Source organism: Mesorhizobium sp. BH1-1-5, from assembly GCF_020165615.1.
Taxonomy (GTDB): domain Bacteria; phylum Pseudomonadota; class Alphaproteobacteria; order Rhizobiales; family Rhizobiaceae; genus Mesorhizobium.
In genome coordinates this window covers 1-26,505 of sequence record NZ_JAIUIM010000025.1, presented here as the reverse complement: position 1 = coordinate 26,505, position 26,505 = coordinate 1, and the positions used below count along the sequence as shown (strand labels likewise).

Genomic DNA, 26,505 nt, shown 5'->3' with positions numbered 1-26,505 from the left:
CTGATGCCGGGCGAAGCGCTCTATGTGCTGTTTGGGCTGTGGGCGCTGGCCATGCTGGTGGTTTTCGTTCAGGCGACCCGGCTGAGTTACCGCATCGAGGCGCGTTCGCCGGGCCTCACCAACCGGAGCGGCGTTCCGCGCAAGGCGATGCTGTTCCACACCATCACCAATCTGAACGTGGCGCGGGACGCGGAGACGCAAGCGCTGCGGCGGCGCATGATCATGCTGCTGCTGGTCGTCGTCGCCGGCTTCCTGGCCATGGCCGCCGGCATCGGCCTGGCCAGCGGAAGCGCGCCATGACCTTGCTCGAGCATCTGCGTCGCATGGCGCGCAACAATCTCTGGTCGAACGACCGGCTCTACCGCGCTGTGCTTGCGCTGAAGCCGGGCGAATTCGAGGCCAGACGCACCAGCTTCTTCCCGTCGATCAGGGAGACGCTCAACCACATCCTCGCGGTCGACCTTCTCTATCTCGACTTCCTGGCCGATGGCGGTCTCGACGCCTCGGCCTATGACGATTTCGTACCGTTCGACGGCGCGGCAAGCCTGGCGGCGGCGCAGGCCGATTTTGACCGCAGGCTGATCGCCTTCTGCGACGGCTTGTCCGAGGCCGATCTTGATCGCCGCGTCATCACCGACCGGCGCGAGGACGGCATGATCCCCGAGAGGATCGGCGACATCCTCGCCCATGTCTTCCTGCACGACATCCATCATCGCGGCCAGGTGCATGCCATGCTTTCCGGCACTTCGGTGGCGCCGCCGCAATTGGATGAGTTTCTGCTCGATTATGACGCGAAGCTCAGGAAGGGCGAGGTCGAGCGGCTGGGGCTGGAATGATCAAGCCAGCGCTACGTCGTAGGCTGAAAAATGCCGATCCGCGGTGACCAGAATGAGGCCTTCAATTTGAGCCTGTGCGATGAGCAGGCGGTCAAAGGGATCGCGATGATGGAGCGGCAAGTGTTCAAGCCTTGCCGCATGCAGTTCGTTGACGCCAAGGATTGGGATTCCGTTCGATCGCAGAATGTCGACGATATTGCCGGTGAGTGTGATCTTACCGAGCGACTTCTTGATGGCAATCTCAGCCACCGAGATGGTGCTGACGGTTACATCCTTGCCCGCCAGAAAAATGTCACGGTGGTGATCCAAAAGACGTGAGTCTGCGTTAAGCACCCAAAGCAGAATATGGGTGTCGACCAAATATCTGTGGCTCATTTAATGTACTCGTCCCATTCGGGACCGAGTTCATCAAAATCATCCGCTATCCAGATTTGGCCTTTCAGGGCTCCAAACAGGCCTTCGCTCCCGCCAGCCCGAACGGGAGCGCTCAAGGTCGCGACAACCTCTCCATGCTTTGTCAGATGGATCGTTTCGCCAGCCTGGGCACGTTTAACCAACTCGGAAAGTTGCGCCTTGGCTTTTGCCATCGGAACGTTCATACCAGACCTCTTATGACCATAATTTAGGTCATAATCGGTCGAGCCGCAAGCTCAGGCGCTACGCCGCCTTGCCGTCCAGTTTGATCACGCCACGCTTGATCTGGTCCTGCTCGATCGATTCAAACAGCGCGCGGAAATTGCCTTCGCCAAAACCTTCGTCGCCCTTGCGCTGGATGAACTCGAAGAAGATCGGGCCGATCACCGTCTTCGAAAAGATCTGCAGCAGGATCTTGGTCATGCCGCCATCGACGACGCCTTCGCCGTCGATCAGGATGCCGTGTTTCTTCATGCGCTCGATCGGCTCGTCATGGCCATGCACGCGGTCGTGCGACATCTCGTAATAGGTGTCGGGCGGGCCGGGCATGAATTTCAGCCCGTTGGCGGCGAGCTTGTCGGTGGCCTCGTAGATGGCGTCGGTGCCGACCGCGATATGCTGGATGCCCTCGCCATTGTACTTCTTCAGATACTCGGCGATCTGGCTGGTCTCGTCCTTGGACTCGTTCAGCGGAATGCGGATCTTGCCGCAGGGCGAGGTGATGGCGCGGCTGACCAGACCGGTGATCTTGCCGTCGATGTCGAAGAAATGGATCTGCTTGAAGCCGAACAGGTCGCGGTAGAAGTCCCACCACTTGTCCATGTTGCCGCGATAGACATTGTGGGTGAGGTGGTCGAGGAAGTAAAAGCCGACGCCTTCCGGTTTCGGGTCGCGCGCGCCCAGCCATTCGAACTCGGCGTCATAGGCCGAGCCCTTCTCGCCATAGGCCTCGATGAAATAGAGCAGCGAACCGCCGATGCCGACGATCGCCGGCACGTCAAGCGCCTTGTCGGTGCCTTGATAGGGCGTGGCGCCCTTCGATACCGCATGGTCGAAGGCATGCTTGGCATCGACCACGCGCCAGGCCATCGAGGCGGCGCAGGGGCCGTGCTTTTCGACGAACTTCATCGCATGCGAGCCAGGCTCTGCATTGACGACATAGTTGATGTCGCCCTGACGCCAGACGGTGATGTCCTTCGAGCGATGCTTGGCCACCGCGACATAGCCCATGCGGGTGAACAGCTCGGCAAGCTTTGCCGGCTCGGCATGCGCGAATTCCACGAACTCGAAGCCGTCGGTGCCGGCGGGGTTTTGCTTGCTGATCCTGGCGGGCGGGGCGTCGTGCGGGAAGGGGCCCATGGCAGTCCTCCGAAAGCTGTTGCGGCCGGTCTTGGCCATCTTTCACCATGATAGCGCGGAGTCGCCGCACGGTGCTTGCATTCAACCGCTTGAAATGCTCATGATGTGCGCAAATTGTGCATGAATGGAGGAGTATTCATGGATGATGCGCGCCTTGATCAGTTTGACCGCAAGATAATGGCGCTTTTGCAGGATGACGCGCGCTACACCAACAACGACCTTTCGGAGCGTGTGAACCTCTCGCCATCGCAATGCTCGCGCCGCCGCCAGCGGCTGGAGGACGATGGCTATATCAAGGGTTACCGCGCCGTGCTCGACCGCGACCGTCTGGGCTTTTCGCTGGTCAACGTCATCTCGGTGACCCTGGCGACACACAACCGGGACAACGCCCGCCGCTTCGGCGAACTGGTGGCGCGGCTACCGGAGGTACAGGAGGCGCACGCGCTGACCGGCGAGATGGACTACATCCTGAAGGTGGTGACGCCCGATCTCAAGTCGCTGTCGGAGTTCGTCAACGGCGTGCTCCTGCCGCACGAATCCGTGCAGCATGTAAAGACGGCGATCGTGCTGGAGACGTTGAAGGAAACCGGCTCTCTGCCTATTTAGCTGCGCTGCTGCTGGATCAGCCCATAAAGATTGGTGCAGCGCGCGCCTGACCGGCAATAGGCGAAGACCGGCCCTTCGAGCTCGTCCAGCGCGGCGGCCTGGTCCTCGACATTGTCCATGGTGATCTGGCCGCTGATGACCGGGATGTAGCGGAAGGAAAGCCCTGACGCCTCTGCCGCGGCCTGGACGCTCTCGGCCGAAGGCTGGCCGGGTTGCTCATCGTTCGGCCGGTTGCAAATCACGCTTTTGAAGCCGGCGTCCTTGATGGCGGCGATGTCCTGCGGCTGGATCTGGCCGGAGACCGAATAGTCGTCGCTGATCTGGCGGTATTCCATGGTGTCGTCCTCGCGATCTCTTTGGCGCAGTCTTGCCACTCCGGGTGAGGAGCGGCAATCCGCATTGAAGGAATTCTCTGCCAAATAGACATCGCGCGCAGAAAATTCCAACCGGGCCGCTTCGTGCCCGGTTGGATACTCGACCGATCAGCTTCCCAGGATCGCGCCTTTGATCTGCGTGATGTTGTTGTGCATCATGTCGATATAGGTCGAGGCGGGGCCGTCGGGCCCAGACAGCGCGTCCGAATAGAGCGTGCCGCCGACCTTGATGCCGGATTCGCTTGAGATCTGCTCGATCAGCCGCGGATTGGTGATGTTCTCGATGAAGATGGCGGTAGCCTTGTCCTGCTTGACCTGTTTGACGAGCTTTGCGACGTCTGCGGCCGAAGGCTCGGAGTCGGTCGAGACGCCTTGCGGGGCCAGGAAGGTCAGGCCGTATTCGTGCTCGAAATAGCCGAAGGCGTCATGCGAAGTGATGACGACCCGCTTTTCTTCAGGGATCGACTGGATCGCCGCCTTCACTTCGGTCTCCAGCGCATCGAGCTTGGTGGTGTAGGCGGCGGCGTTGGCCTTGTAGCTGTCGCAGCCCTCGCTGTCGGCCGTGCAGAACGCCTCGGCGATGTTCTTCACATAGATCTTGGCGTTGGCGATCGACTGGAAGGCGTGCGGGTCGGTGACAGTCTTGCCGCCGCCAGTGCCAGCGCCTTCGGCGGCATCCGCATCGGCGAATTCCGGTTTGAAGTCGATCGGGGTCACGCCTTTGGTCAGCGTCACGATCGCAGCCTTTGTGGCGCTGGCGTCGACCAGGCGCTGCAGGAAACCTTCGAAATGCAGGCCGTTGACCAGCACCACGTCGGCGCCGGCCATCGCCACGGCGTCGGCCGGGCTCGGCTCATAGACATGCGCGTCGCCATCCGGACCGACGATGGTGGTGATGTTGACCCGGTCGCCGCCGACATTTTTCGCGAAGTCCGCAATCACCGTGAAGCTCGCCACTACTTTCAGCGGTGCCGCGAAGGCCGAAGACGTCGCAAAGGCGCTTAATGTTATAACGCTCAGGGCCAAAGCGGCACGGAAGGATTTCAGCATTGGAGTCTCCTTGCTTGGGTATTGGGATCAGGCGGTGCGGTGTCGGTGATGCACGATGCGGGCGCGCAACACACCACGCGTGCCGAACAGGATCGAGCAGAAATAGACGACGCCGGCCGAGAGGATGATCGCCGGGCCAGAGGGCAGCGAGGCGTGGTAGGACAGAAGCAGTCCTGAAATGCAGGAGGCAAATCCGATCAGCACGGCCAGCACGCACATTGGTTCGACGCGCGCCGTCCAGAAGCGGGCGGCCGCCGCCGGCAGCATCATCAGCCCGACCGAGAGCAGCGTGCCCAGCGCCTGAAAACCGCCGACGAGGTTGAGCACGACAAGGCCGAGGAAGATGAAATGCACTGGGCTTCCCATGCGGCTCACCGAGCGCAGGAACAGGGGATCGAGGCATTCGGCGACCAGCGCGCGCCAGAAGAGGGCGAGGCAGGCGAGCGTCGCCACGACGATGCCACCAATCAGGATCAGCGCCTCGTTGTTGAGCGCCAGCACAGTGCCGAACAGCACATGCATCAGGTCGACGCTGGAACCGCGGATCGACACCATCAGCACGCCGACGGCGAGCGAGATGAGATAAAAAGCCGCCATCGAGGCGTCCTCGCGCTGGATGGTGAAGCGCGAGACAGCACCCGCGCCGAGCGCCACGATGATGCCGGCGACCAGCCCGCCGATCGTCATCGGCAGGATTTCCAGGCCATAGAGCAGGAAGCCTGCGGCCGCGCCCGGCAGGATGGCATGCGCCATGGCGTCGCCCGACAGGCTCATGCGCCGCAGCATCAGGAAGACGCCGACCGGGCAGGCGCCGAGCGACAGCATCAGCGAGCCGAACAGCGCCCGCTGCATGAAGGCGAAATCGGCAAAGGGCGCGATGAACAGGCCATGGAGAAAATCCATCACGCCGCCCTCGGTCCGGAGCCATGCCGGTGGTCGTGGGTATGATCATGATGGTCGTGGTCATGGCCGTGATCATGGTCATGATCATCCTCGCTCGGCTCGCACCAAGGCGCGTTCTCTTCCCACCCCTCGTGGAAGCGCCTTGCCTTGAGCAGGTTTTCCGGCCTGAGCGTCTCCTTTGTGTCGCCCCAGGCCACCGGCTGGCGCGCGAGCAGCAGCGTCTCCGGGAAATTCTGCCGCACCAGATCGAGATCGTGCACCACGACCATGATCGTGCGCTCCTCGCCATGCCAGCGTTTGATGAGCTGGATCAGGTCGCCGACGGTCTTGGCGTCGACCGCGTTGAACGGCTCGTCGAGCAGAATGAGGTCGGCGTCCTGCAGAAGCACGCGGGCAAACAGCGTGCGCTGCAGCTGGCCGCCGGAGAGCGTGTCGATCGGCCTTTTCTCGAAGCCGCCGAGCCCGACCGCCATCAGCGCTTTGCTGACCGACTCGCGGTCTTCCCTGGTGTAGCGGCCGAGCATGCCCCGCTTCGGCCACAGCCCGAGCGAGACTAGGTCGACGACGCGCGCCGGAAAGGAGCGATCGAGCTCCGACTGCTGCGGCAGATAGGCGGTGCGCACGCCGGGCATGCGGACCACCGCGCCTTCCATCGGCTTCAGCACGCCGACGATGCCCTTCATTAGCGTCGACTTGCCAGAACCATTGGCGCCCACGACGGCCGTCAATGAGCCTTTGCGGACAATGCCGTCGAGATGATGAATGGCGGGGTGGCTGCCATAGCCAAGCGTCAGGTCGCGGAAGGTCAGGCAGGCGGTGGTCATCAAACAGCGGTCCGGGAAATCGGGTAGGTTGTCGATATGTGATGTTATTACATTAGTCAACACGCCAGCCCGGCGGAATTATGTCGCGACCGGTCAACTCGCCGTGTAGGCGGTCCGCTCGGGACCCGGACAATTGGCTCAATTGGTTTCGCGCCCGCCGGCCTTGCCCCGCGCCGGCTCGGACTCTAAAGAGCAGCGACTCCCACAACGAAGGAACCTCCAATGAGCATTCGTCGCATCGATGTCGGCCCGCGCATGAGCCAGATCGTTATTCACGGCAACACCGTCTATCTCGCCGGCCAGGTCGGCGAGCCCGGCGGCAACGTCGCTTCGCAGACCCGTGACATCCTGAAGGCCATCGATGAATTGCTGGCCAAGGCCGGCACCGACAAGACCAAGATCGTGCAGACGATCATCTGGCTGGCGGACATGAGCACCTTCGCCGAGATGAATTCGGAATGGGACAAGTGGGTGCCGCAGGGCCACACCCCAGCGCGCGCCACCGGCGAAGCCAAGCTCGCCGGCCCGGAATATCTGGTCGAGATCATTGTGACGGCGGCGCTGTAGGCGCTTTTCCCTTCTCCCCTTGTGGGAGAAGGTGGCCGCGCAGCGGCCGGATGAGGGGTGTTCCAGGGAACGCCAGCGCCTCACTCCGCTGGAACACCCCTCATCCGTCTCGGCGCTATCGCGCCGATCCACCTTCTCCCACAAGGGGGAGAAGGTGACAGCCTCACCCCTGCGAAGGCGTGAACCTCGCCACCAGCGTGTGGCTCTCCGCCGGATAGATGAACCGCACATGCGTCACCGGATGCTCGGCGCTCCAGGTGCGGCGCTCGACCACCAGGCAGGGCGCGCCGGGGTCGATGTCGAGCGCATCGGCGATTGTCTCGTCTGCCGCCATGGCGCGGATGCGGTGCTCGGCTTCGCTCCATGGCACGCGGCCGATCAGCCAGGGGCCGGGAGCGATATCGATAAACTGTTCCTCGCCGGCCTCGGCCACAGCTGAGAGATTGATCAGCCGCTGCTCGAGCGCGAACGGCCGTTCGCCGGCAAAATGCAGGCCCTCCAGGGCAAGCACCGGACCCGGCGCGGAAAGCCCGAGCAGCGCGCGATCCTCGGCACCGCTGCGCCGCTTTAGGCGTTCCAGCCGCTCGTAGCGGTAGGGCAGGCCGAGCGCCTCGACCTCGATCCTGATGTCATGCAGTTCCAGCACCGCGGCCTGCGACTGCGGCTGGCGCACGAAACTGCCGGAGCGGCGGCGGCGCTCGATCAGCCCGGCCTTGGCGAGCTGCGACAGCGCCTTGTTCACCGTCATGCGCGAGCAATTGTATTGAGCCGTCAGCTCGTGCTCAAAGGGGATGCGATGTCCTGGCGCCCAGGCGCCCGACAGGATCTTGTCGCGGATGTCCGACAGGATGCGCTGATGCAGCGAGAGGATCTCGCCGCCCTCGACATCGTCTGTCTCGACAAGGCTCATCGGGTGATCCTGTTCAGCCTTGCGACAATGCGGTCATGACGTCGCGGAACCGCGCGGCGACCGCCTCGCGCTTCGCATGCCTGCCGCCGCTGACCTGCTTCCTGCCATGCACCCAAACGCAATCGACCTTGCTGCCATTGGCAAAGATCCAGGCATCGAGGACCGCGTCGCCCGCGTTGCCGGCCAGTGATGGATGGTTTTGGTCGAGCGAGACGAGATCGCCAGGACAGCCCGCGGCAATCCGCGAAGGCCCGGCGCCGAGCGCCTGACTGCCCCCATCGAGCGAAGCGTCGAACAGCGCGCGCCCCGTCGATCCGCCTGCGCGGGCCAGCACGTTGCGGGCGCGATGGGCGAGGCGCTGCGAATATTCGAGCTGCCTCAGCTCATCGGGCAGGCCGATCAGCACATTGGAGTCGGAGCCGACGCCGAAGCGGCCGCCATGCTCGATGAACAGCGGCGCGGCAAAGGCGCCGTCGCCGAGATTGGCCTCGGTGATCGGGCAGAGCCCGGCGATCGCGCCACACTTCGCCATGGCGATCGTTTCGGCCTCGGTCATATGGGTGGCGTGGATGAGGCACCAGCGATTGTCCACCTCAGCATTGGCGAGCAGGAATTCGACCGGACGCTTGCCCGACCAGGCGACGCAATCCTCTACTTCCTTCACCTGTTCCGCGACATGGATATGGATCGGCCCATCCAGCGCCAAGGCTGCGACGGCATTGAGCTCGTCCGGCGTTGCGGCGCGCAAGCTGTGCGGCGCGACACCGACGACGGCCTGTTCCAACGGGCGAACGCCCTCGCGGGCTTTCTCAAGCAGACGCCCGAAACGATCGACATCATTGATGAATCGCCGCTGGCCTTCGTTCGGCGCGGCGCCGCCGAAGGCGGAATGGGCATAGAAGACAGGCAACAGCGTCAGGCCTATGCCGGCGTCGGCCGCGGCGGCGGCGATCCGCTGCGCCATCTCGGCGATATTGGCGTAAGGCTGCCCGTCGCGGTCGTGATGCAGATAGTGGAATTCGCCGACGCGCGAAAAACCGGCCTCCAGCATCTCGACATAAAGCTGCGCCGCCACTGCCTCGACCTGGTCTGGCGTCATCGACAGCGCGAAGCGGTACATCACCTCGCGCCAGCTCCAGAAACTGTCGGCCGAAGGACCGCGCAGTTCGGCCAATCCCGCCATGCCGCGCTGGAAGGCGTGGCTATGCAGATTGGGCATGCCGGGTACGACGATGGCATGGCGCTCGTCGCCTGCCCGAGCGGAAGCGCTGGTCTCGACCGTCGAGATGCGGCCACCGTCGAAGGCGATCCGCACATTGCCCTGCCAACCGCCGGGCAGAAGCGCCTGTTCCGCAAAGATCGCCGTCACGTCCATCTCCAAATCTGAATGCCCAAGCGACATTATCACTTGCGTCGCGTTCCAATATGTATATACATAATCGCCATCCAAGCAACGGAAAAGATGATGGGTGGAGCAAACCGGAAGAGCGGCCATCGGGTCTGGCGCAATGCGCGCCTGGCGACCCTGGCCGATGGCGCGGCCGGTCTCGGCATCGTCGAGAAAGGCGCGGTCGCTGCGCGCGATGGGCTTATTGTCTATGCCGGCCCTGAGGCCGATATGCCGGCTGCGGCCGGGGAGGGCGCCGAGACCGTCGATTGCGCTGGACGCTGGATCACGCCGGGCCTGATCGATTGCCACACGCATCTCGTCTATGCGGGCAACCGGGCCAACGAGTTCGAGATGCGGCTGGCCGGCGCCACTTATGAAGAAGTGGCGCGCGCCGGCGGCGGCATCGTCTCCTCGGTCAAATCGCTGCGCATTGCCAGCGAGGACGAGCTGGTAGCCCAGACGCTGCCGCGCCTCGACGCGTTGATGGCCGAGGGCGTCACCACCGTCGAAGTGAAGTCCGGTTATGGCCTCGATGCCGACAACGAGAAGAAGTCGCTGCGTGCGGCCCGCCGTCTGGGCAAAGAGCGCCCCGTCACCGTCCGCACGACTTGTCTTGCCGCGCATGCCCTGCCGCCGGAAGCCAAGGGCGACAAGGACGCTTTCATCGATCTGGTCGCCGGGACGATCCTGCCGCAAGTCGCCGCCGAAAAGCTCGCCGACGCCGTCGACGGCTTTTGCGAGGGTATCGCCTTCTCGCCGGAGCAGATGGCGCGCGTCTTCGACAAGGCCAAGGCGCTCGGCCTGCCGGTGAAGCTGCATGCCGACCAGCTTTCCAACCTGCATGGTGCAGCGCTTGCCGCCCGCTATGACGCGTTGTCGGCCGACCATCTCGAATATACGGACGAGGAGGGCGCCGCGGCGATGGCCAAGGCCGGCACCGTGGCGGGTATCCTGCCAGGCGCCTACTACTTCATCCGCGAGACCAAGAAGCCGCCGGTCGAACTGTTCCGCCGACGCGGCGTGAAAATGGCTGTCGCCACCGATTCCAATCCCGGCACCTCGCCGCTCACCTCGCTGCTGCTCACCATGAACATGGCCGCGACGCTGTTCGGCATGACTGTCGACGAATGCCTCGCCGGCGTCACCCGCGAAGCCGCGCGCGCCCTTGGCCTGCTTGGCCAGACCGGCACTTTGGAAGCCGGCAAATCGGCCGATCTCGCCATCTGGGACATCGAGCGCCCGGCCGAACTCGTCTACCGCATGGGCTTCAACCCGCTCCATGCCCGTATCTGGAGAGGACAATGACCGAACTGACCCTGACGCCCGGCAACGCGACGCTTGCCGACTGGCGCGCCATCTATCGTGGCGCCGTGCCGAAGCTCGACGCCGCCTGCCGGCCGAAGATCCGGGACAGCGCCGAAGCGGTCGCCCGCATCGTCGCCAAGGGCGAGCCGGTCTATGGTATCAACACCGGCTTCGGCAAGCTCGCCAGCGTCCGCATCCCGGCTGACGATCTCGAAACGCTGCAGCGCAACATCGTGCTCTCGCACGCCGCAGGTGTCGGCGAGCCGATGCCCGTCGCTGTGGTTCGGCTGATGATGGCGCTGAAGCTCGCCAGCTTGGCCCAGGGCGCATCCGGCGTGCGGCCTCAGACCATAGAATTGCTGGAAGCCATGCTCGCCAACGACGTCATTCCGGTGGTGCCGGCGCAAGGCTCGGTCGGCGCCTCGGGCGACCTCGCGCCGCTGTCCCACATGACGGCCGTGATGATCGGCGTCGGCGAATGTTTCACCCCGCACGGCCGCTTCCCGGCCAAGGTCGCCTTCGTTTCGCATGGGTTGGAGCCGGTGACGCTCGGCGCCAAGGAGGGGCTCGCGCTGCTCAACGGCACGCAGTTTTCGACAGCTTTTGCGCTCGCCGGCCTGTTCGAAGCCGAGACGCTTTACCAGTCGGCGCTGGTCGCTGGCGCGCTGTCGACTGACGCGGCACGAGGCTCCGACGCCCCCTTCGACCCGCGCATCCATCTCTTGAGAAAGCATCGCGGCCAGATCGAAACGGCGGATGCGCTGCGCAATCTCATGGCCGGCAGCGCCATCCGTGAATCGCACCGGGTCGGCGACGAGCGCGTTCAGGATCCGTATTGCCTGCGCTGCCAGCCGCAGGTGATGGGCGCCGCGCTCGACGTGCTGCGCAAGGCCGCCGACACGCTTCAGACCGAGGCCAATGGCGTCACCGACAATCCGCTGATCTTCGCCGAGGACGACACCGCGCTTTCAGGCGGCAATTTCCACGCCGAGCCGGTGGCTTTCGCCGCCGACATGATCGCTTTAGCCGTGTGCGAAATCGGCTCGCTGTCGGAGCGGCGCATCGCCATGCTGGTCGATCCGGCGCTGTCCGGCATGCCGGCCTTCCTGACGCCGAAGCCCGGCCTGAATTCCGGCTTCATGATCCCGCAGGTGACGGCGGCGGCGCTCGTTTCGGAAAACAAGCAGAAGGCCTACCCAGCAAGCGTCGATTCGATCCCGACCTCGGCCAATCAGGAAGACCATGTCTCGATGGCCGCTCACGGCGCGCGCCGGCTGCTCGGCATGATCGAGAATGCGACCGCCGTCATCGGCATCGAGTTGCTGGCAGCAGCCCAAGGCTGCGACTTCCACCAGCCGCTTGCATCCAGCGAGGCGCTGGAAGCAGTGCGCAAGCTGGTCCGGGCCGAAGTCCCGCATCTCGACAACGACCGCCATTTTCACCCCGACATGGAAAAGGCGATCGCCATGGTGCGCAGCGGCGCCACCGTGAAGGCGGCGAGCGCAGTGGCGCTGCCGTCGATCGCCGGAGCGGCATGATGGCCACGCCTTCCTGGCTCACCGTCACCCAGGGCACCGCGCCGCTGCTGGTCTCGATCCCGCATACCGGGATCGACCTTGCCGGCCTCGACTCGCGGCTGGTCTCGACCTGGCTGGGCCGCCGCGACTGCGACTGGTGGATCGACAATCTCTACGATTTCGCCAGGGACCTTGGCGCGACGGTCGTGCACACCGCGATTTCGCGCACGGTCATCGACGTCAACCGCGATCCGTCCGGCGTCTCGCTCTATCCCGGACAGGCGACGACAACCCTTTGCCCGACAGATACCTTTGATGGCGATCCGCTCTACCGCATGGGCGAGGAGCCGACGCCGGCCGAGATCGACCAGCGCCGCGAGACCTATTTCAAGCCTTATCACGCTGCGCTGCAGGCCGAGATCGACCGGCTGCGCGGCATGCACGCAAAGATCGTGCTCCACGATTGCCATTCGATCCGCTCGGTGCTGCCGCGCCTGTTCGAAGGCACGCTGCCAGTGTTCAACTTAGGCACCAATGAGGGCAAAAGCACCGATCCGGTGCTGCAGGAAAGGGTAGCCGCCATCCTGGCCGCGACCGGCGAGACCTGGGTGGTCAACGGCCGCTTCAAGGGTGGCTGGATCACGCGAAGCTTCGGCCAGCCCCAAAACGGCGTCCACGCGCTGCAGATGGAGCTGTCCAATCGCGGCTATATGCGCGAGCCGTCGCAGAAGGGTTCGCCCGAGAACTGGCCGGTGCCTTACGACGCGACTTACGCCGCGCCGATCCGCGCCACGCTGAAGACCATCCTCGAAACCGCCATTGACTGGGCCGGGCGCTGACGCGCCGCCTTACTCGAAAGGGATAAAGATGAACGATCCCCGCCACAACATCCGCGAAGTGCGTGCTCCCCGCGGCGACAAGCTCAACGCCCGCTATTGGACGACCGAGGCGCCGCTGCGCATGCTGATGAACAATCTCGACCCGGAGGTCGCCGAGAACCCGAATGAGCTCGTGGTCTATGGCGGCATCGGCAGGGCGGCACGCACCTGGAACGACTTCGATCGCATCGTCGCTTCGCTGAAGACGCTTGGCGAAGACGAGACGCTGCTGGTGCAGTCCGGCAAGCCGGTCGGCGTCTTCAAGACCCACGCCAACGCCCCGCGCGTGCTCATCGCCAATTCCAACATCGTGCCGCATTGGGCGAATTGGGAAAAGTTCAACGAGCTCGATAAGAAGGGCCTGATGATGTACGGCCAGATGACGGCCGGCTCCTGGATCTACATCGGCACGCAGGGCATCGTGCAGGGCACCTACGAGACCTTCGTCGAGGCCGGCCGCCAGCACTACAATGGCAACCTCAAGGGCAAGTGGATCCTGACCGGCGGTCTCGGCGGCATGGGCGGTGCCCAGCCTCTGGCCGCGGTCATGGCCGGCGCGTCCTGCCTTGCCATCGAATGCAATCCGGACTCGATCGATTTCCGCCTGCGCACCCGCTATCTCGACGAAAAGGCCGAGACGCTCGACGAAGCGATGGAAATGATCGATCGCTGGACCAAGGCCGGCGAGGCGAAATCGGTCGGCCTGCTCGGCAACGCGGCCGAGATCGTGCCGGAGATGTTCAGGCGCGGCATTCGCCCCGACATGGTCACCGACCAGACCTCGGCGCATGACCCGATCAACGGCTATCTGCCCAAGGGCTGGACCATGGCCGAATGGCGCGAGAAGCGTACGTCCGATCCCAAGGCCGTCGAGAAGGCGGCGCGTGCGTCGATGCGCGAGCATGTCGAGGCGATGGTGGCGTTCTGGAGCGCCGGCGTGCCGACGCTCGACTACGGCAACAACATCCGCCAGGTCGCCAAGGACGAAGGCTTCGAGAACGCCTTTGCCTTCCCGGGTTTCGTGCCGGCCTATATCCGGCCGCTGTTTTGCCGCGGCATCGGTCCGTTCCGCTGGGCCGCGTTGTCGGGCGATCCGGAGGATATCTACAAGACCGACGCCAAGGTGCGCGAGCTCACTCCCGGCAACACCCATCTGCACAACTGGCTCGACATGGCGCGCGAGCGCATCGCGTTCCAGGGCCTGCCGGCGCGCATCTGCTGGGTCGGCCTCGGCGATCGCCACCGGCTCGGCCTCGCCTTCAACGAGATGGTGGCCAAGGGCGAGCTCAAGGCGCCCGTCGTCATCGGCCGCGACCATCTCGATTCCGGCTCAGTCGCCTCGCCCAACCGCGAGACCGAAGCGATGAAGGACGGCTCGGATGCCGTTTCCGACTGGCCGCTGCTCAACGCGCTACTCAACACCGCATCGGGCGCCACCTGGGTGTCGCTGCACCATGGCGGCGGCGTCGGCATGGGCTTCTCCCAACATGCCGGCATGGTGATCGTCGCCGACGGCACGCCTGAAGCGGCAAAGCGCCTGGAACGCGTGCTGTGGAACGATCCGGCGACCGGCGTCATGCGCCATGCCGATGCCGGCTACGACATCGCCATCGAGTGCGCCAAGGAGCACCAGCTCAACCTGCCGGGCATCCTGGGCTAGAGCATGATGCCGAAAAGTGTGAAACGGTTTTCGGACAACATCATGCTCCATACCAAGAAGACAGAGGCGGATGATTTCAGGTCGAATCGACTTGAAATCATCCGGCTCTAGGCCATGCGCATCCTTCGTGCCGCCGACTACCGCGTCATGCCGTGGAAGAATGGCGGCGGCACGACGACCGAGATCGCGGTTTCGCCAGACGGCGCCGGGCTCGACGATTTCGACTGGCGCATCTCGATGGCCCGCGTCGAAACCAGCGGGCCGTTCTCGAGTTTCGCCGGCATCGACCGGACGCTGTCGGTGCTGGAAGGCGATGGCGTTGTCCTTGACATCGCCGGCCAGCCGCCGGCGCGGCTGACCACGGCCTCAGCGCCGCTCGCCTTTCCGGGCGACGTGCCGACCAGCGCGGCGCTGATCGGCGGTCCGATCACCGATCTCAACGTCATGACTCGCCGTGGCCGCATGGCGCATAAGGTCGAGCGCCGGCCGTTCGCTGGTGAGAATCGCATCGCGCCGCGCGCCGACACGACGTTGGTTCTAGCCGTCGGCGGAAGCTTCGCGCTCTTCACGAACGAGGCGCCGGACCTCGGCCCGCTCGACACGCTGGTCCTCGACCGCGGCAGTCCTGAATTGCGGCTTCGGCCCAAGGGGCAGGGCCTGCTTTTCGTGATCGAACTCGACCGCCTCGCCGCCAACCATTAACGGCTGTTGCCAAACATGATCGCGGCCCGGGCGAATTATCGCCCGGGCCCTTGCATGTATCACGAAAAAGCCTGAATCCTTGCCCTGATCCAACCGGGGCGGAGAGCGAGGGGCGTTCGCCCACGAGCTGTCGAAAGGGCACGCCCCCTGTCGTGGTGCGCAAAACAAACTTTCGGCCAACCAGTCATGCAACCAATTGCAATTGAACCGGTTTTAGGGGCATTGCCGTGGCGGTGACGCCGCATTGCGCCCCGCCTTACGGAATTTTCAATGAACATTCAGACGAACCCGAACAAGATCGAACAGACAAGCGCCGGTTTCCCGGCGGTGACGGAAGCGCCGATACGCTCCAATTTCCTGCCTGAGGACCGGCTGCGCGCCTTGGGCGTCGCTTTGGCCAAGGGCGAGGTCAAGGAACTGTTCGGCCTCGCTCCGTTCGAGTTCCAGGCCCGCATCCGCGACAGCGCCAAGAAGATCCTCGAAGTCTACCGCTCGACCAACGCCGCCCAGGCCAAGGGCGAGACCATCACGCCGGCCGCGCAATGGCTGCTCGACAACAATTACCTGGTCGAGGAGACCATCTTCCAGGTCAAGCGCGACCTGCCGCGCCGCTTCTATCGCCAGCTGCCGACGCTCACGCTTGGCGACGGCACGGTGCTGCCGCGCGCCTTCGTCGTTGCCTGGGGCTATGTCGAGCATTCCGACAGCTCCGTCTCGGCCACCATGTTCAAGGCGATCGTCGAGGGCTTCCAGTCGATCGAGCCGATGAAGATCGGCGAGCTCTGGGCGCTGCCCTCGCTGCTGCGCTTCGTGCTGATCGAGAACCTGCGCCGCATCGCCGTGCGCGTCGATCGCACCAGGCAGATGCGCCACATCGCCAACGAGGTCGCCGACCGCGTTCTGGCGACCGACGACAATGCCGACCGCACCAGGATCCTGTCCAACTACAGCGCCCATGCGCAGGACACCACTTTCGCCACCCAGTTGCTCTACCGCCTGCGCGACGGGTCGCAGAACGCCGGCCGCGCGCTGGAATGGCTGGAAGGCGAGCTCGAAAAGACCGGCTCCGACGCCGAGGAGATCATCATCTCCGAGCATCAGACGCTCTCCAGCGGCAACGTCACCACCGGCAACATCATTCGCGGCCTGCGCCTCATCAACGACGTCGACTGGACGGTCTGGTTCGAGGGCGTCAGCCGCATCGACACGCTGCTGCGTGAAAAGACCGATTTCGCCGACCTCGATTTCTTCTCGCGCGACCAGTACCGCACCGCGATCGAGCAGTTGGCACGCCGCTCGGACCTCTCCGAATACCGCGTCGCCGAAAAGGCGATCGAGCTTGCCGGCCACACGCCCGGCGTCACCGACGCATCCGGCGTGCCGGAAACCGCCGACCCCGCCGTGCACACCGATGTCGGCTTCTTCCTGGTCGGCCCACGCCGGCAGGAACTGGAAAAGGCGATCGGCTACCGGCCGCCTTTCTATGTGACGTTCAAGCGCGGCTTTGCCGGCGCCGGCTGGCTGGGCATCGTCGTGCCCGTCTTCCTGTTGACGGCGCTGCTCTTGGTGCTGTCGGGCAGGGCGCTCGCCAATCTCGGCCTGTCGGTGGAATCGATCACGCTGATGCTGGCGCTGTTCGCCGTGCCGGCCAGCGAAGGCGCGCTGGCCTTCTTCAACACCGTGGTGGCGCTGTTCCTGAAGCCGACTAGGCTTGTGGGCTATGACTACAACAAGCACGGCATCCCGGCCACGGCGCGCACGCTGGTCGTGGTGCCCTCGCTGATCGGCTCGCGCGACGACGTCGAGGAAAACATCCGCAACATCGAGGTCCATCACCTCGCCAACACGGCGGAGGAGATCCATTTCGCGCTGTTGTCGGATTGGCCGGATTCCAAGACCGAGATCGACGCCGCCGACATCGAGATCCTGCAATATGCCCGCGACGAGATCGCCAGGCTCAATGCCCGCTATCCGTCGGAAGGCTCGCCGCGCTTCTATCTCCTGCACCGCCGCCGGCTCTACAACCAGGCGCAGGGCTGCTGGATGGGCTGGGAGCGCAAGCGCGGCAAGCTGCATGAGCTGAACCTTCTCTTGCGCGGCGACAGCGATACCACCTTCCTGCCGCTCGACGTGCCGCTGCCGGAAAAGGTCGTTTATGTGATGACGCTCGACGCCGACACGCGCACCACACGCGATGCTGTTTCGAGCCTGGTCGGCAAGCTCGCCCATCCGCTCAACCGCCCGCATTTCGATCCGGTGAAGCGCGTCGTCAGCGCCGGTTACACCATCCTGCAGCCGCGCATCACCGCTTCGCTCACCAGCGGCGACGACGCCTCCTTCTTCCAGCGCGTCTTCTCGGCCAATCGCGGCCTCGACCCCTATGTCTTCGCCGTATCCGACGTCTACCAGGACGTCTTCGGCGACGGGTCCTTCACCGGCAAGGGCCTCTACCATGTCGACGCCTTCGAGGCGGCGCTGAAGAACCGCATCGACGAAAACACCATCCTCAGCCACGATCTGCTCGAAGGCGCGCTGGCGCGCGCCGCGCTGGTCACCGACGTCGAGCTGGTCGAGGACTATCCGACCCGCTACTCGGTCGACGCCTCGCGCCACCACCGCTGGGCCCGCGGCGATTGGCAGCTGCTCGGCTACATCTTCGACCCGCGCTCCGGCGTGCCTGCGCTGTCGCGCTGGAAGATGGTCGACAATCTGCGCCGCTCGGTCACGCCGATCTTCTGGGTCATGGCCTGCGTCGCCGGCTGGACGCTGCTGCCCTTCACCCAGGCGGCGCAGTGGCAGGCGCTTCTGATCCTCAGCCTGTTCATGGCGCCGACCTTCGACATCGTGAACGGCATCCTGCCCAAGAGCGGCGACCAGACCCCGCGCGGCCATTTCTCCGCCCTGGCGCGCGACACCGTGTTCGGCACAGCGCTTGTGGCGCTCAAGGTGCTCTTGATGGCGCATCTCGCCTGGATGATGGGCGATGCCATCATCCGCACTATCTATCGGCTCTTCGTCAGCCGCCAGAACCTGCTCGAATGGCGCACCGCCTCGCAGGCCGCCAAGAACAGCGGCAGCGATCTCGGCGCCTACTACGGCATGATGTATGGCGCGGTGATCATCGGCGTCGTCGGCCTGGCGATTCCGGTGCTGGCCGATTCCACCGGCGCCTTCGTCGCCTTCTTCTTCGCCATCTTCTGGATCGCTTCGCCCGCCGTCGCCTGCTGGATCAGCCGCTCGGCCGAGACCGAGGACAGGCTGCGCATCTCGAGCGCCGACATCCACGCGCTGCGCACCTTCGCGCGCCGCACCTGGCACTATTTCGAGACCTTCGTCACGCCCGAGCAGCATCATCTGCCGCCGGACAATTTCCAGGAAAGCCCGGCGCCGGTTGTGGCTCCGCGCACCTCGCCGACCAATATCGGCGTCTATCTGCTCTCGGTGGTGTCGGCGCGCGATTTCGGCTGGATCAGCCTGTCGGACGCCATCACCCGCATCGACGCCACGATGACGACCATCGAGAACATGCCGCGCGATCGCGGCCATCTCTACAACTGGTATGACACGACGACGCTGAAGCCGCTCTATCCGCTCTATATCTCCGCGGTCGACAGCGGCAATCTCGCCGGGCATCTGGTCGCGGTGGCGGCGTCCTGCGCCGAATGGGCCGAAGCGCCGTCCGTGCACCTGCAGGGCGATTTCGAAGGCATCATCGACACCGTCACCATCCTCGACGAAAGCCTTGACGAGCTGCCGGACGACCGCCGGCAGCTGCGGCCGCTGCGCCAGCGTCTCGCCGACCGTCTCGACGGCATGCGCCGTGCGGTTGCGACCATCAAGGCGCAGCCCGAGATGGCATCGATCCGTACCATCAACCTTGCCGTGCTGGCGGGCGAGATCCGCAAGCTTGCAACCGCCGTTCACACCGAGGCGGCGTCGCCGAAGAGCGATGTCATTGCCGACTGGGCGGAGCGGCTGGAGGCGACCTGCGAGGCGCATGTGCATGACTCGCACAATGACGAAAGCGCTGTCGCCGCCTTGCGCGCCAAGCTGCTCGCGTTGCGCGAGCGCTGTCGCCGCTATGCCTTCGAGATGGATTTCTCCTTCCTGATGCGGCAGGAGCGCAAGCTTCTGTCGATCGGCTACCGGGTCGAGGACCGCCAGCTCGACGAGAGCTGCTACGACCTTCTCGCCTCCGAGGCGCGGCTCACCAGCCTGTTCGCCATCGCCAAGGGTGACCTGCCGACCGAGCACTGGTTCCGTCTCGGACGGCCGATCGTCGAGATCGGCTTCCAGGGCGCGCTGATGTCCTGGTCGGGCTCGATGTTCGAGTACCTGATGCCGCCGCTGGTCATGAAGGAGCCGCAGGGCTCGATCCTGAACCAGACCAGCAAGCTCATCATCAAGCGCCAGATCCAGTATGCGCGTTCCAAGAACGTGCCCTGGGGCATTTCGGAAGCGGCCTACAACGCCCGCGACCGCGAGCTCACCTACCAGTACACCAATTTCGGCGTGCCCGGCCTCGGCCTGAAGCGCGGCCTTGGCCAGAACACCGTGATCGCGCCCTATGCGACGATCCTGGCCGCGCAGTTCAGCCCACGCGAGGCGGTGCAGAACCTGCAGCGGCTGCGCTCGATCGGCGCGCTTGGCCGCCACGGCTTCTACGACGCGGTCGATTTCACGCCGCAGCGCGTGCCGGAGGGCACCGACCACGCCGTGGTGCAGAACTACATGGCGCACCATTCCGGCATGTCGATCGCCGCTGTCGCCGACGCCATCTTCGAGGGCCGGCTGCGCGAGCGGTTCCACAGCGATCCGGTGATCGAGTCGGCCGAGCTTCTGTTGCAGGAGAAGGCGCCGCGCGACATTCCGACCGCGACCGTCAGGACGGAAGCCGACGAGCGCTCCAAGGACGAGACCGAGACGGAGAGCCCGGACAGCCGCGTCATCCTCGATCCTATCAAGGCGCTGCGGGCAACCAACGTCATGTCCAACGGCCGCTATTCGGTCATGGTCAGCGCGACCGGCTCCGGCTACAGCCGCTTCGGCGAGCTTGCCGTCACCCGCTGGCAGCCGGATCCGAGCGAGGATCGCCTCGGCTCCTATATCTTCCTGCGCGACACCGCGACCGGCGACTGGTGGTCCGCAACCGCCGAGCCGAAGCGCGCCGAGGGCGAACGCGTCCAGACGCTGTTCGGCGACGACAAGGCGAGCTTCACCAAGACCGTGGGATCGTTGCGTTCGGAAGTCGAATGCATGGTCATCTCCGAGGGCAATGGCGAAGGTCGCCGCATCACGCTCTACAATGACGGCGCCACCGACCGGCATATCGAGGTGACCTCCTTCGCCGAGCTGGTGCTCGGCAACGAGGCCTCCGACAACGCCCATCCGGCGTTCTCCAAGATGTTCGTCGAGACCGAGATCGCGCCGAACAACGGCGCGATCTTTGCCACGCGGCGCAAGCGAGACAAGAACGACCCCGACCTCACAATGGTGCATTTCGTCACCGACCCGTCGGGTCCGTCGCGCGATGCCGAGGCCGAGACCGACCGGCGCGCCTTCATCGGCCGTGGCCGCACCATCGCCGATGCCGTCGCCTTCGACCCCGGCGTCAGGCTTTCCGGTAGCCAGGGCTTCACGCTCGATCCCGTGGCGGCACTGCGCCGCCAGGTGCGCGTGCCAGCCAACAAGAAGATCTCGCTGACTTTCTGGACCGCCGTCGGCGCCAATCGCGGCGAGCTCGACGAAGCGATCGCCCGCCTCGACCACCAGGAGAGCTTTGCCCGCCAGGCCATGCTTGCCTGGACGCGCAGCCAGGTGCAGACGCGTCATCTGGGGCTCAGCCTCACCGACGCAGCCAATGTGCAGAAGCTGGCGCGCTACCTGATCTATCCCGATCCGTTCCTGCGCCTGCCGGCGGAATCCATCGCGTCGGGCCTCGGCCGCCAGTCGAGCCTGTGGCCGACCAGCATTTCCGGCGATTTCCCGATCTTCCTCGTACGCATCGGCGACGTCGCCGACCTCGAGATCGTCGCCCAGGCGCTGCGCTTCCAGGAATATATGCGTGCTCGCGGCATGATGATCGACTTCGTCGTCGTCAACGAGCAGGCCTCCTCCTATGTGCAGGACCTGCAGCGCGCCGTGGAGACGCTGTGCGAGAACAGCCGCCTGCGCGGCCGCGAACTCGGACCTCGCCAGCACATCTTCGCGGTGCGTCGCGACCTGATGGATGAGCCGACTTACAAGACCCTGCTGTCGGTGGCGCGCGTCGTGCTGCACACCCGCAACGGCACGATCTTCGATCAGCTCGAACGCGCCGAGACAGCGGCCCTCCAGGCCCGCGACGCCTTGCTTCAGGCGGAAGGCGGCAGCCCGCGCGAGCCCACTCCGCCGCTGCCCTTGCCGGTGCCGGCAAGCCGGGATGGAGGCGACATCGCCGCCGACGGCAGTGGCCTCAGCCTGTGGAACGGCTTCGGCGGCTTCGACGGCGACGGCCGCCACTATGTGACGCGGCTTACCGGACGACGTTCGACGCCGCAGCCCTGGATCAACGTCATCTCCAACGCCTCCTTCGGCTTCCACGTCTCGGCGGAAGGCGCCGGCTTCACCTGGAGCCGCAACAGCCGCGACTACCAGCTGACGCCGTGGTCGAACGACCCGGTGTCGAACCGGCCGGGCGAGGGCTTCTATGTCTTCGACCATGCCAGCGGCAAGGCGTTCTCGCCGATGGCAGCATTGGTTCGCGATCCGTCGATGACCTATGAGACCTGGCACGGCCAGGGCTTTTCCACCTTCCGCTCGAAGCGCGGGCCGCTCTCCATGGACCTGACGCAGGTGGTCGACCCCGTCGATCCGGTGAAGATCACCCGGTTGCGCATTCAGAATTCCGGCTCCGCGCCGGCGCGGCTGCGCGTCTATGCCTATGCCGAATGGGTGCTGGGCGGCCACCGCTCGCGCACCGCGGCGACCATCGTGCCGACGCGGGATGCGGCAACGGGCGCGCTTCTGGCGCAGAACCCCTACGGCCTCGACTTCGGCGAGCGGGTCGCTTTCCTGGCGGCTGCCCATACCGTCCATTCGGTGACCGCTGACCGTAGCGAGTTCATCGGCAGGCATGGCACGACCGAGTATCCGCAAGCCGTGCTAGGCGGGCTCGCGCTCTCGGGTCGGATCGAGGCGGGCGACGATCCCTGCGCGGTTGTCGCCAGTGACATCGACATTCCTGCCGGCGGCGACGTCACGCTGTTCTGGCTGCTCGGCGACGCGGCCACGTCCGCCGAGGCCAGCGCGCTGGTGCAGACCCATCGCGGCAAGGATTTCGACAAGCGCCTGGCCGACAACGAAAAGGCCTGGCGCGGCTTCCTCGACACCATTCAGGTCGAGACGCCCGACGAGGCGATGAACGCCATGGTCAACCACTGGCTGCCTTACCAGGCCGTTGCCTGCCGCATCCGCGCCCGTTCGGCTTTCTACCAGGCGAGCGGCGCTTTCGGCTTCCGCGACCAGTTACAGGATACGCTCGCCCTTCTGGCGCACGACCCGAAGCTGGCGCGCGACCAGATCCTCAATGCCGCGCGCCGGCAGTTCCCGGAAGGCGACGTGCAGCATTGGTGGCTGCCGCGCACCGATGCCGGCGTGCGCACCATGATCTCCGACGACGTCGTCTGGCTGGCGCATGCCACGGCCCGCTATATCGAGGTGACGGGCGACGCCGCGATCCTCAAGGAGCAGTTGCCCTTCATCGACGGCCAGCAGCTCGGCGAGGGCGAGCACGACGCCTTCTTCACGCCGGAGATCACCAAGACCACCGCGCCGCTCTATGAGCATTGCGCGCGGGCGCTCGATCTCGCGATCAAGCGCAGCAGCCCTGCCGGCCTGCCGCTTATCCTCGGCGGCGACTGGAACGACGGCATGAACCGTGTCGGCGAGGGCGGCAAGGGCGAGAGCGTGTGGCTGGGCTGGTTCCTGTTGAAGACGCTCACCGACTTCGCGCCTGTCGCCAAGGGGCAGGGCGACACCAAGCGGGCGCAGGCCTGGACCAAGCACGCGGACGCGCTGAAGCGGGCCTTGGAAAGCACCGCCTGGGACGGCCAGTGGTATCGGCGCGGCAGCTTCGACGACGGCACGCCGCTCGGCTCGCACAATTCGGACGAGTGCAAGATCGACTCCATCGCCCAGTCCTGGAGCGTGCTATCGGGCGAGGGCGATCCCGCGCGCTCGACCACGGCCATGGAGCAGGCAACCGAGATGCTGGTCGATGATGAGCTCAAGATCGTCAAGCTGTTCACCCCGCCCTTCTCGAAAAGCGAGAAGGATCCCGGCTACATCAAGAGCTATCCGCCGGGCGTGCGGGAGAATGGCGGCCAGTACACCCATGCCGCCACCTGGTTCGTGATCGCGCTGGCCGAAATGGGCCGCACCGACGAGGCCTATCGCTGCTTCTCGATGCTGAACCCGGTCAACCATGCTTCGGATGAGGCCGCGGCCGAACACTACCGCGTCGAGCCCTATGTCGTGGCCGCCGACATCTATTCCGGCGAAGGCAAGGGCGGCCGCGGCGGCTGGACCTGGTATACGGGCTCGGCCGGCTGGCTTTACCGCGCCGCGGTGGAGGGCATCCTCGGCATCGAGCGGCGCGGCAAAGAGATCACGTTTAGGCCGAAGCTGCCCGGGCACTGGGACGGCTACGCCGCGACGCTCAAGATGTTCGACGCAGAGGTCAAGCTTCGCGTTATCCGCGACAAAAAGACCAAGTCGATCTCGCTAGAAGTCGACGGCTCCAAGAAAAAATCGGCGTCTTTCGAGCCGAAAGCCGGCGACAAGACTGAGGTCGTCGTCAGGATACCTGCGTAAAATCAAAGGCTTGGCTTGCCGGCCGCGCGTCCCTTGGGATGCGCGGCCAATCGCCGTTTTTTACTTGGCGCGGCTTTTGCGCCCGGTCGCGTGCCTTCCTTTAGGGCAGGCTAAGCAAGCAGCTTGTGATTAAAAATGTGGCAGCGCGGGGCAAGTGCCATTATTTTGCCGCAAGGCTGACATTTCACCTTTTATCTCAAACCGTTAGGTGATCACGCCAGATTTCGTACCGTCGTCATCTTTTGTTCGCTAAATGGGAACGGAAGGGATAGACGACGCATTGTTTCGCGACACATTAACCGGTACGTGTCAAAAAATGGTGCGGTGCACAATACGGGCATTGAGCACTGACAAGAGTTTGGCGGAGTAGCTGAAGTGTCACTTCTGCAGATCTACTTTAGAGCGCTGGGTTATCTGGCGGCCGACAAGAAGCGCGTCGCGCTGATTTGCGGTGCCAACGTCGCGCTCGCGGCGATCGCGATCCTCGAGCCGATCCTGCTGGGTCGGGTGATCGGTGCCATTTCCGAAAAAGGCGCGGTGTTTTCGACGCTCGCCGTCTGGGCAGCCATCGGTGTCTTCAACGTCGTCGCCTTCGTTCTGGTGGCGCGCGGCGCCGATCGCTTCGCCCATGCCCGCCGCTCCGAGGTTCTGTGCCAGTCCTTCGAGCGCGTCATCACCATGCCGCTTGCCTGGCATCACCAGCGCGGCACCTCCAATTCGCTGCACACGCTGCTGCGCGCTGTCGAGACCCTGTTCAGCCTGTGGCTCGAATTCATGCGCGTGCATCTCTCGACCGCCATCGCGCTGGTGCTGCTGGTGCCGACTGCGCTTGCCATGGATGTCCGCATGTCCATCGTGCTGCTTGGCCTCGGCGTGCTTTACGTCGGCATCGGCCGTATCGTCATGCGCCACACCAAGTCGGGGCAGACCGCCGTCGAGCGTCACTACCACACCGTCTTTGCCCATGTGACCGATAGCGTCAGCAACGTCGCCGTCCTGCAGAGCTACAACCGCATCGGCCACGAGACCGCGACGCTGAAGCGCTACGTCAAGGACCTGCTCGACGCGCAGAACCCTGTGCTCGACTGGTGGGCGATCGCCAACGCGCTGAACCGCCTGTCCTCGACCATCTCGATGATGATCGTGCTCTCGATCGGTGCTTATCTCGTCACCCGCGGCCAGCTTCGCGTCGGCGATGTCGTCGCCTTCACTGGCTTTGCCGGAATGCTGATCGCCCGTCTCGACCAGATGTCGGCCTTCACCACCCAGATTTCCGAGGCGCGCGCCAAGCTCGAGGATTTCTATCGCCTAGAGGACTCGGCTGCCGAAACCGCCGAGCCGGACGGCCTGCGCGAGCTCACCAACGTCACCGGCCATGTCCGCTTCGAGGACGTCAGCTTCGAGTTCGCCAATTCGGGCCACGGTATCGAGGACGTCTCCTTCGAGGTCCAGGCAGGCCAGACGGTCGCCATCGTCGGCCCGACCGGCGCCGGCAAGACGACGCTCATCAACCTGTTGCAGCGCGTCTTCACGCCGTCCAGCGGCCGCATCCTGATCGATGGCATCGACACCAAGACGGTGACCCGCAAGTCGCTCCGCCATTCGATCGCCACCGTCTTCCAGGACGCCGGCCTGCTCAACCGCTCGATCGAGGACAACATCCGCGTCGGCCGCGCCGATGCGACCTATGATGAGATCCATGCCGCGGCCGATGCCGCCGCGGCGCAGGACTTCATCCTGTCGAAGAGCGGCGGCTACGACACCGTCGTCGGCGAGCGTGGCGGCCAGCTCTCGGGCGGCGAGCGCCAGCGTATCGCCATTGCCCGCGCCGTGCTGAAGGACGCGCCGATCCTGGTGCTCGACGAGGCGACGAGCGCGCTCGACGTCGAGACCGAGGACCGCGTCAAGGAAGCGATCGACGAGCTGCGCCGGGACCGCACGACCTTCATCATCGCTCACCGCCTGACCACGGTCCGCGACGCCGACCTCGTCGTCTTCATGGACAAGGGCAAGGTGGTCGAGATGGGCGGCTTCACGGAGCTGTCGCTGCGCAATGGCCGCTTCGCCGCCCTGCTGCGCGCCGGCGGCTTGCTCAACGACGAAGAGGTCCGCCGCCTCAGCCGTCCGGTCAACGAAGCGGCTTAAGCTCTTCCCTTCTCGCCTTGTGGGGTGAGAAGCGGTCCGCGCTAGCGGACGAAAAGCCAATTGGTTGGCTTTTCGAGCTTCGAACGCCCTGAGCCTGCGAAGGGCCGGGTGGTGGCCGATCCACCCCGGCCGAGTCCCCGCTGCTCCGCAGCGTCCCGGCGTTCGCCGGCCTTTCATCGTGCCAGTGGCACGATGAATTCGCTACGCGAACC

The 26,505-nt window shown here is 64.8% G+C and carries 20 protein-coding genes; 11 read left to right on the top strand and 9 right to left on the bottom strand.

Annotated elements, in window-relative coordinates:
• The first annotated feature begins 3 nt into the window (after positions 1 to 3).
• Positions 4 to 300, top strand: coding sequence for a hypothetical protein (locus tag LB572_RS26790; RefSeq protein WP_140801260.1), 297 nt, complete (start codon positions 4 to 6; stop codon positions 298 to 300).
• On the top strand, positions 297 to 836 hold the full coding sequence (locus LB572_RS26785; protein WP_140801261.1) for a DinB family protein: 540 nt from the start codon (positions 297 to 299) through the stop codon (positions 834 to 836). Before LB572_RS26790 ends, LB572_RS26785 begins: the two co-directional genes overlap by 4 nt.
• Here LB572_RS26785 and LB572_RS26780 read toward each other — a convergent pair whose 3' ends face one another.
• From LB572_RS26780 to hppD, 3 genes are read right to left on the bottom strand one after another with little or no spacing between them, the layout of a single operon-like run.
• Positions 837 to 1,211: a type II toxin-antitoxin system VapC family toxin gene (locus LB572_RS26780; RefSeq protein WP_224669856.1), complete on the bottom strand. Its 375-nt coding sequence runs from the start codon at positions 1,209 to 1,211 to the stop codon at positions 837 to 839.
• Positions 1,208 to 1,435, bottom strand: a complete 228-nt coding sequence (locus LB572_RS26775) for a type II toxin-antitoxin system Phd/YefM family antitoxin (RefSeq protein ID WP_224669855.1) — start codon at positions 1,433 to 1,435, stop codon at positions 1,208 to 1,210. The genes LB572_RS26780 and LB572_RS26775 overlap by 4 nt, the downstream gene beginning before the upstream one ends.
• 58 nt (positions 1,436 to 1,493) lie before the next feature.
• Positions 1,494 to 2,609 carry a 4-hydroxyphenylpyruvate dioxygenase gene (gene hppD / locus LB572_RS26770; RefSeq protein WP_224669854.1) on the bottom strand — a complete coding sequence of 372 codons (1,116 nt, stop codon included), beginning with the start codon at positions 2,607 to 2,609 and terminating at the stop codon, positions 1,494 to 1,496.
• A 138-nt stretch (positions 2,610 to 2,747) separates the two neighbouring features.
• On the opposite strand from hppD, the gene LB572_RS26765 reads away from it, so the two are divergent.
• Entirely contained in the window at positions 2,748 to 3,215 is a 468-nt protein-coding gene (locus tag LB572_RS26765) for an Lrp/AsnC family transcriptional regulator (RefSeq protein ID WP_224669853.1), read from the top strand.
• Here LB572_RS26765 and LB572_RS26760 read toward each other — a convergent pair.
• The 4 genes from LB572_RS26760 to aztA all read right to left on the bottom strand — a co-directional run bounded on the left by LB572_RS26760 (position 3,212) and on the right by aztA (position 6,366).
• The gene (locus tag LB572_RS26760) at positions 3,212 to 3,550 is read right to left on the bottom strand and encodes a TIGR01244 family sulfur transferase (protein WP_224669852.1); all 339 of its coding nucleotides are present in this window, start codon (positions 3,548 to 3,550) and stop codon (positions 3,212 to 3,214) included. The two genes, LB572_RS26765 and LB572_RS26760, sit on opposite strands and share 4 nt — an antisense overlap.
• A 147-nt stretch (positions 3,551 to 3,697) precedes the next feature.
• Positions 3,698 to 4,639, bottom strand: coding sequence for a zinc ABC transporter substrate-binding protein AztC (gene aztC / locus LB572_RS26755; protein WP_140801267.1), 942 nt, complete (start codon positions 4,637 to 4,639; stop codon positions 3,698 to 3,700).
• Between the two features lie 27 nt (positions 4,640 to 4,666).
• Positions 4,667 to 5,542 (bottom strand): zinc ABC transporter permease AztB, encoded by an 876-nt coding sequence (gene aztB / locus LB572_RS26750; RefSeq protein WP_224669851.1) that lies wholly within the window; start codon positions 5,540 to 5,542, stop codon positions 4,667 to 4,669.
• On the bottom strand, positions 5,542 to 6,366 hold the full coding sequence (gene aztA, locus LB572_RS26745; protein ID WP_140801269.1) for a zinc ABC transporter ATP-binding protein AztA: 825 nt from the start codon (positions 6,364 to 6,366) through the stop codon (positions 5,542 to 5,544). The genes aztB and aztA overlap by 1 nt, the downstream gene beginning before the upstream one ends.
• Positions 6,367 to 6,588: 222 nt before the next feature.
• Here aztA and LB572_RS26740 point away from each other — a divergent pair, with 222 nt between their 5' ends.
• Positions 6,589 to 6,933: a RidA family protein gene (locus LB572_RS26740; RefSeq protein ID WP_140801270.1), complete on the top strand. Its 345-nt coding sequence runs from the start codon at positions 6,589 to 6,591 to the stop codon at positions 6,931 to 6,933.
• Positions 6,934 to 7,096: 163 nt separating this feature from the next.
• Here the strand turns inward: LB572_RS26740 and hutC are convergent, their stop codons facing one another.
• Both hutC and LB572_RS26730 read right to left on the bottom strand, forming a co-directional pair.
• Positions 7,097 to 7,843 (bottom strand): histidine utilization repressor, encoded by a 747-nt coding sequence (gene hutC / locus LB572_RS26735; protein WP_224669850.1) that lies wholly within the window; start codon positions 7,841 to 7,843, stop codon positions 7,097 to 7,099.
• Between the two features lie 13 nt (positions 7,844 to 7,856).
• Complete coding sequence (locus tag LB572_RS26730; protein WP_224669849.1) at positions 7,857 to 9,212, bottom strand: formimidoylglutamate deiminase; 1,356 nt, start codon at positions 9,210 to 9,212, stop codon at positions 7,857 to 7,859.
• Between the two features lie 96 nt (positions 9,213 to 9,308).
• Here LB572_RS26730 and hutI point away from each other — a divergent pair, with 96 nt between their 5' ends.
• The 7 genes from hutI (at position 9,309) to LB572_RS26695 (ending at position 26,293) form a co-directional block, all read left to right on the top strand.
• On the top strand, positions 9,309 to 10,538 hold the full coding sequence (hutI, locus tag LB572_RS26725) for an imidazolonepropionase (protein WP_181179040.1): 1,230 nt from the start codon (positions 9,309 to 9,311) through the stop codon (positions 10,536 to 10,538).
• Entirely contained in the window at positions 10,535 to 12,076 is a 1,542-nt protein-coding gene (gene hutH, locus LB572_RS26720) for a histidine ammonia-lyase (protein ID WP_224669848.1), read from the top strand. Before hutI ends, hutH begins: the two co-directional genes overlap by 4 nt.
• Positions 12,076 to 12,894: an N-formylglutamate deformylase gene (hutG, locus tag LB572_RS26715; protein WP_224669847.1), complete on the top strand. Its 819-nt coding sequence runs from the start codon at positions 12,076 to 12,078 to the stop codon at positions 12,892 to 12,894. Before hutH ends, hutG begins: the two co-directional genes overlap by 1 nt.
• Before the next feature lie 28 nt (positions 12,895 to 12,922).
• On the top strand, positions 12,923 to 14,593 hold the full coding sequence (gene hutU, locus LB572_RS26710; protein ID WP_224669846.1) for a urocanate hydratase: 1,671 nt from the start codon (positions 12,923 to 12,925) through the stop codon (positions 14,591 to 14,593).
• Between the two features lie 114 nt (positions 14,594 to 14,707).
• On the top strand, positions 14,708 to 15,295 hold the full coding sequence (locus tag LB572_RS26705) for a HutD family protein (RefSeq protein ID WP_140801277.1): 588 nt from the start codon (positions 14,708 to 14,710) through the stop codon (positions 15,293 to 15,295).
• 270 nt (positions 15,296 to 15,565) lie between these two features.
• The gene (locus tag LB572_RS26700; RefSeq protein ID WP_224669845.1) at positions 15,566 to 24,148 is read left to right on the top strand and encodes a GH36-type glycosyl hydrolase domain-containing protein; all 8,583 of its coding nucleotides are present in this window, start codon (positions 15,566 to 15,568) and stop codon (positions 24,146 to 24,148) included.
• 375 nt (positions 24,149 to 24,523) lie between these two features.
• Positions 24,524 to 26,293: a glucan ABC transporter ATP-binding protein/ permease gene (locus LB572_RS26695; RefSeq protein ID WP_224669844.1), complete on the top strand. Its 1,770-nt coding sequence runs from the start codon at positions 24,524 to 24,526 to the stop codon at positions 26,291 to 26,293.
• Positions 26,294 to 26,505: the final 212 nt, after the last annotated feature.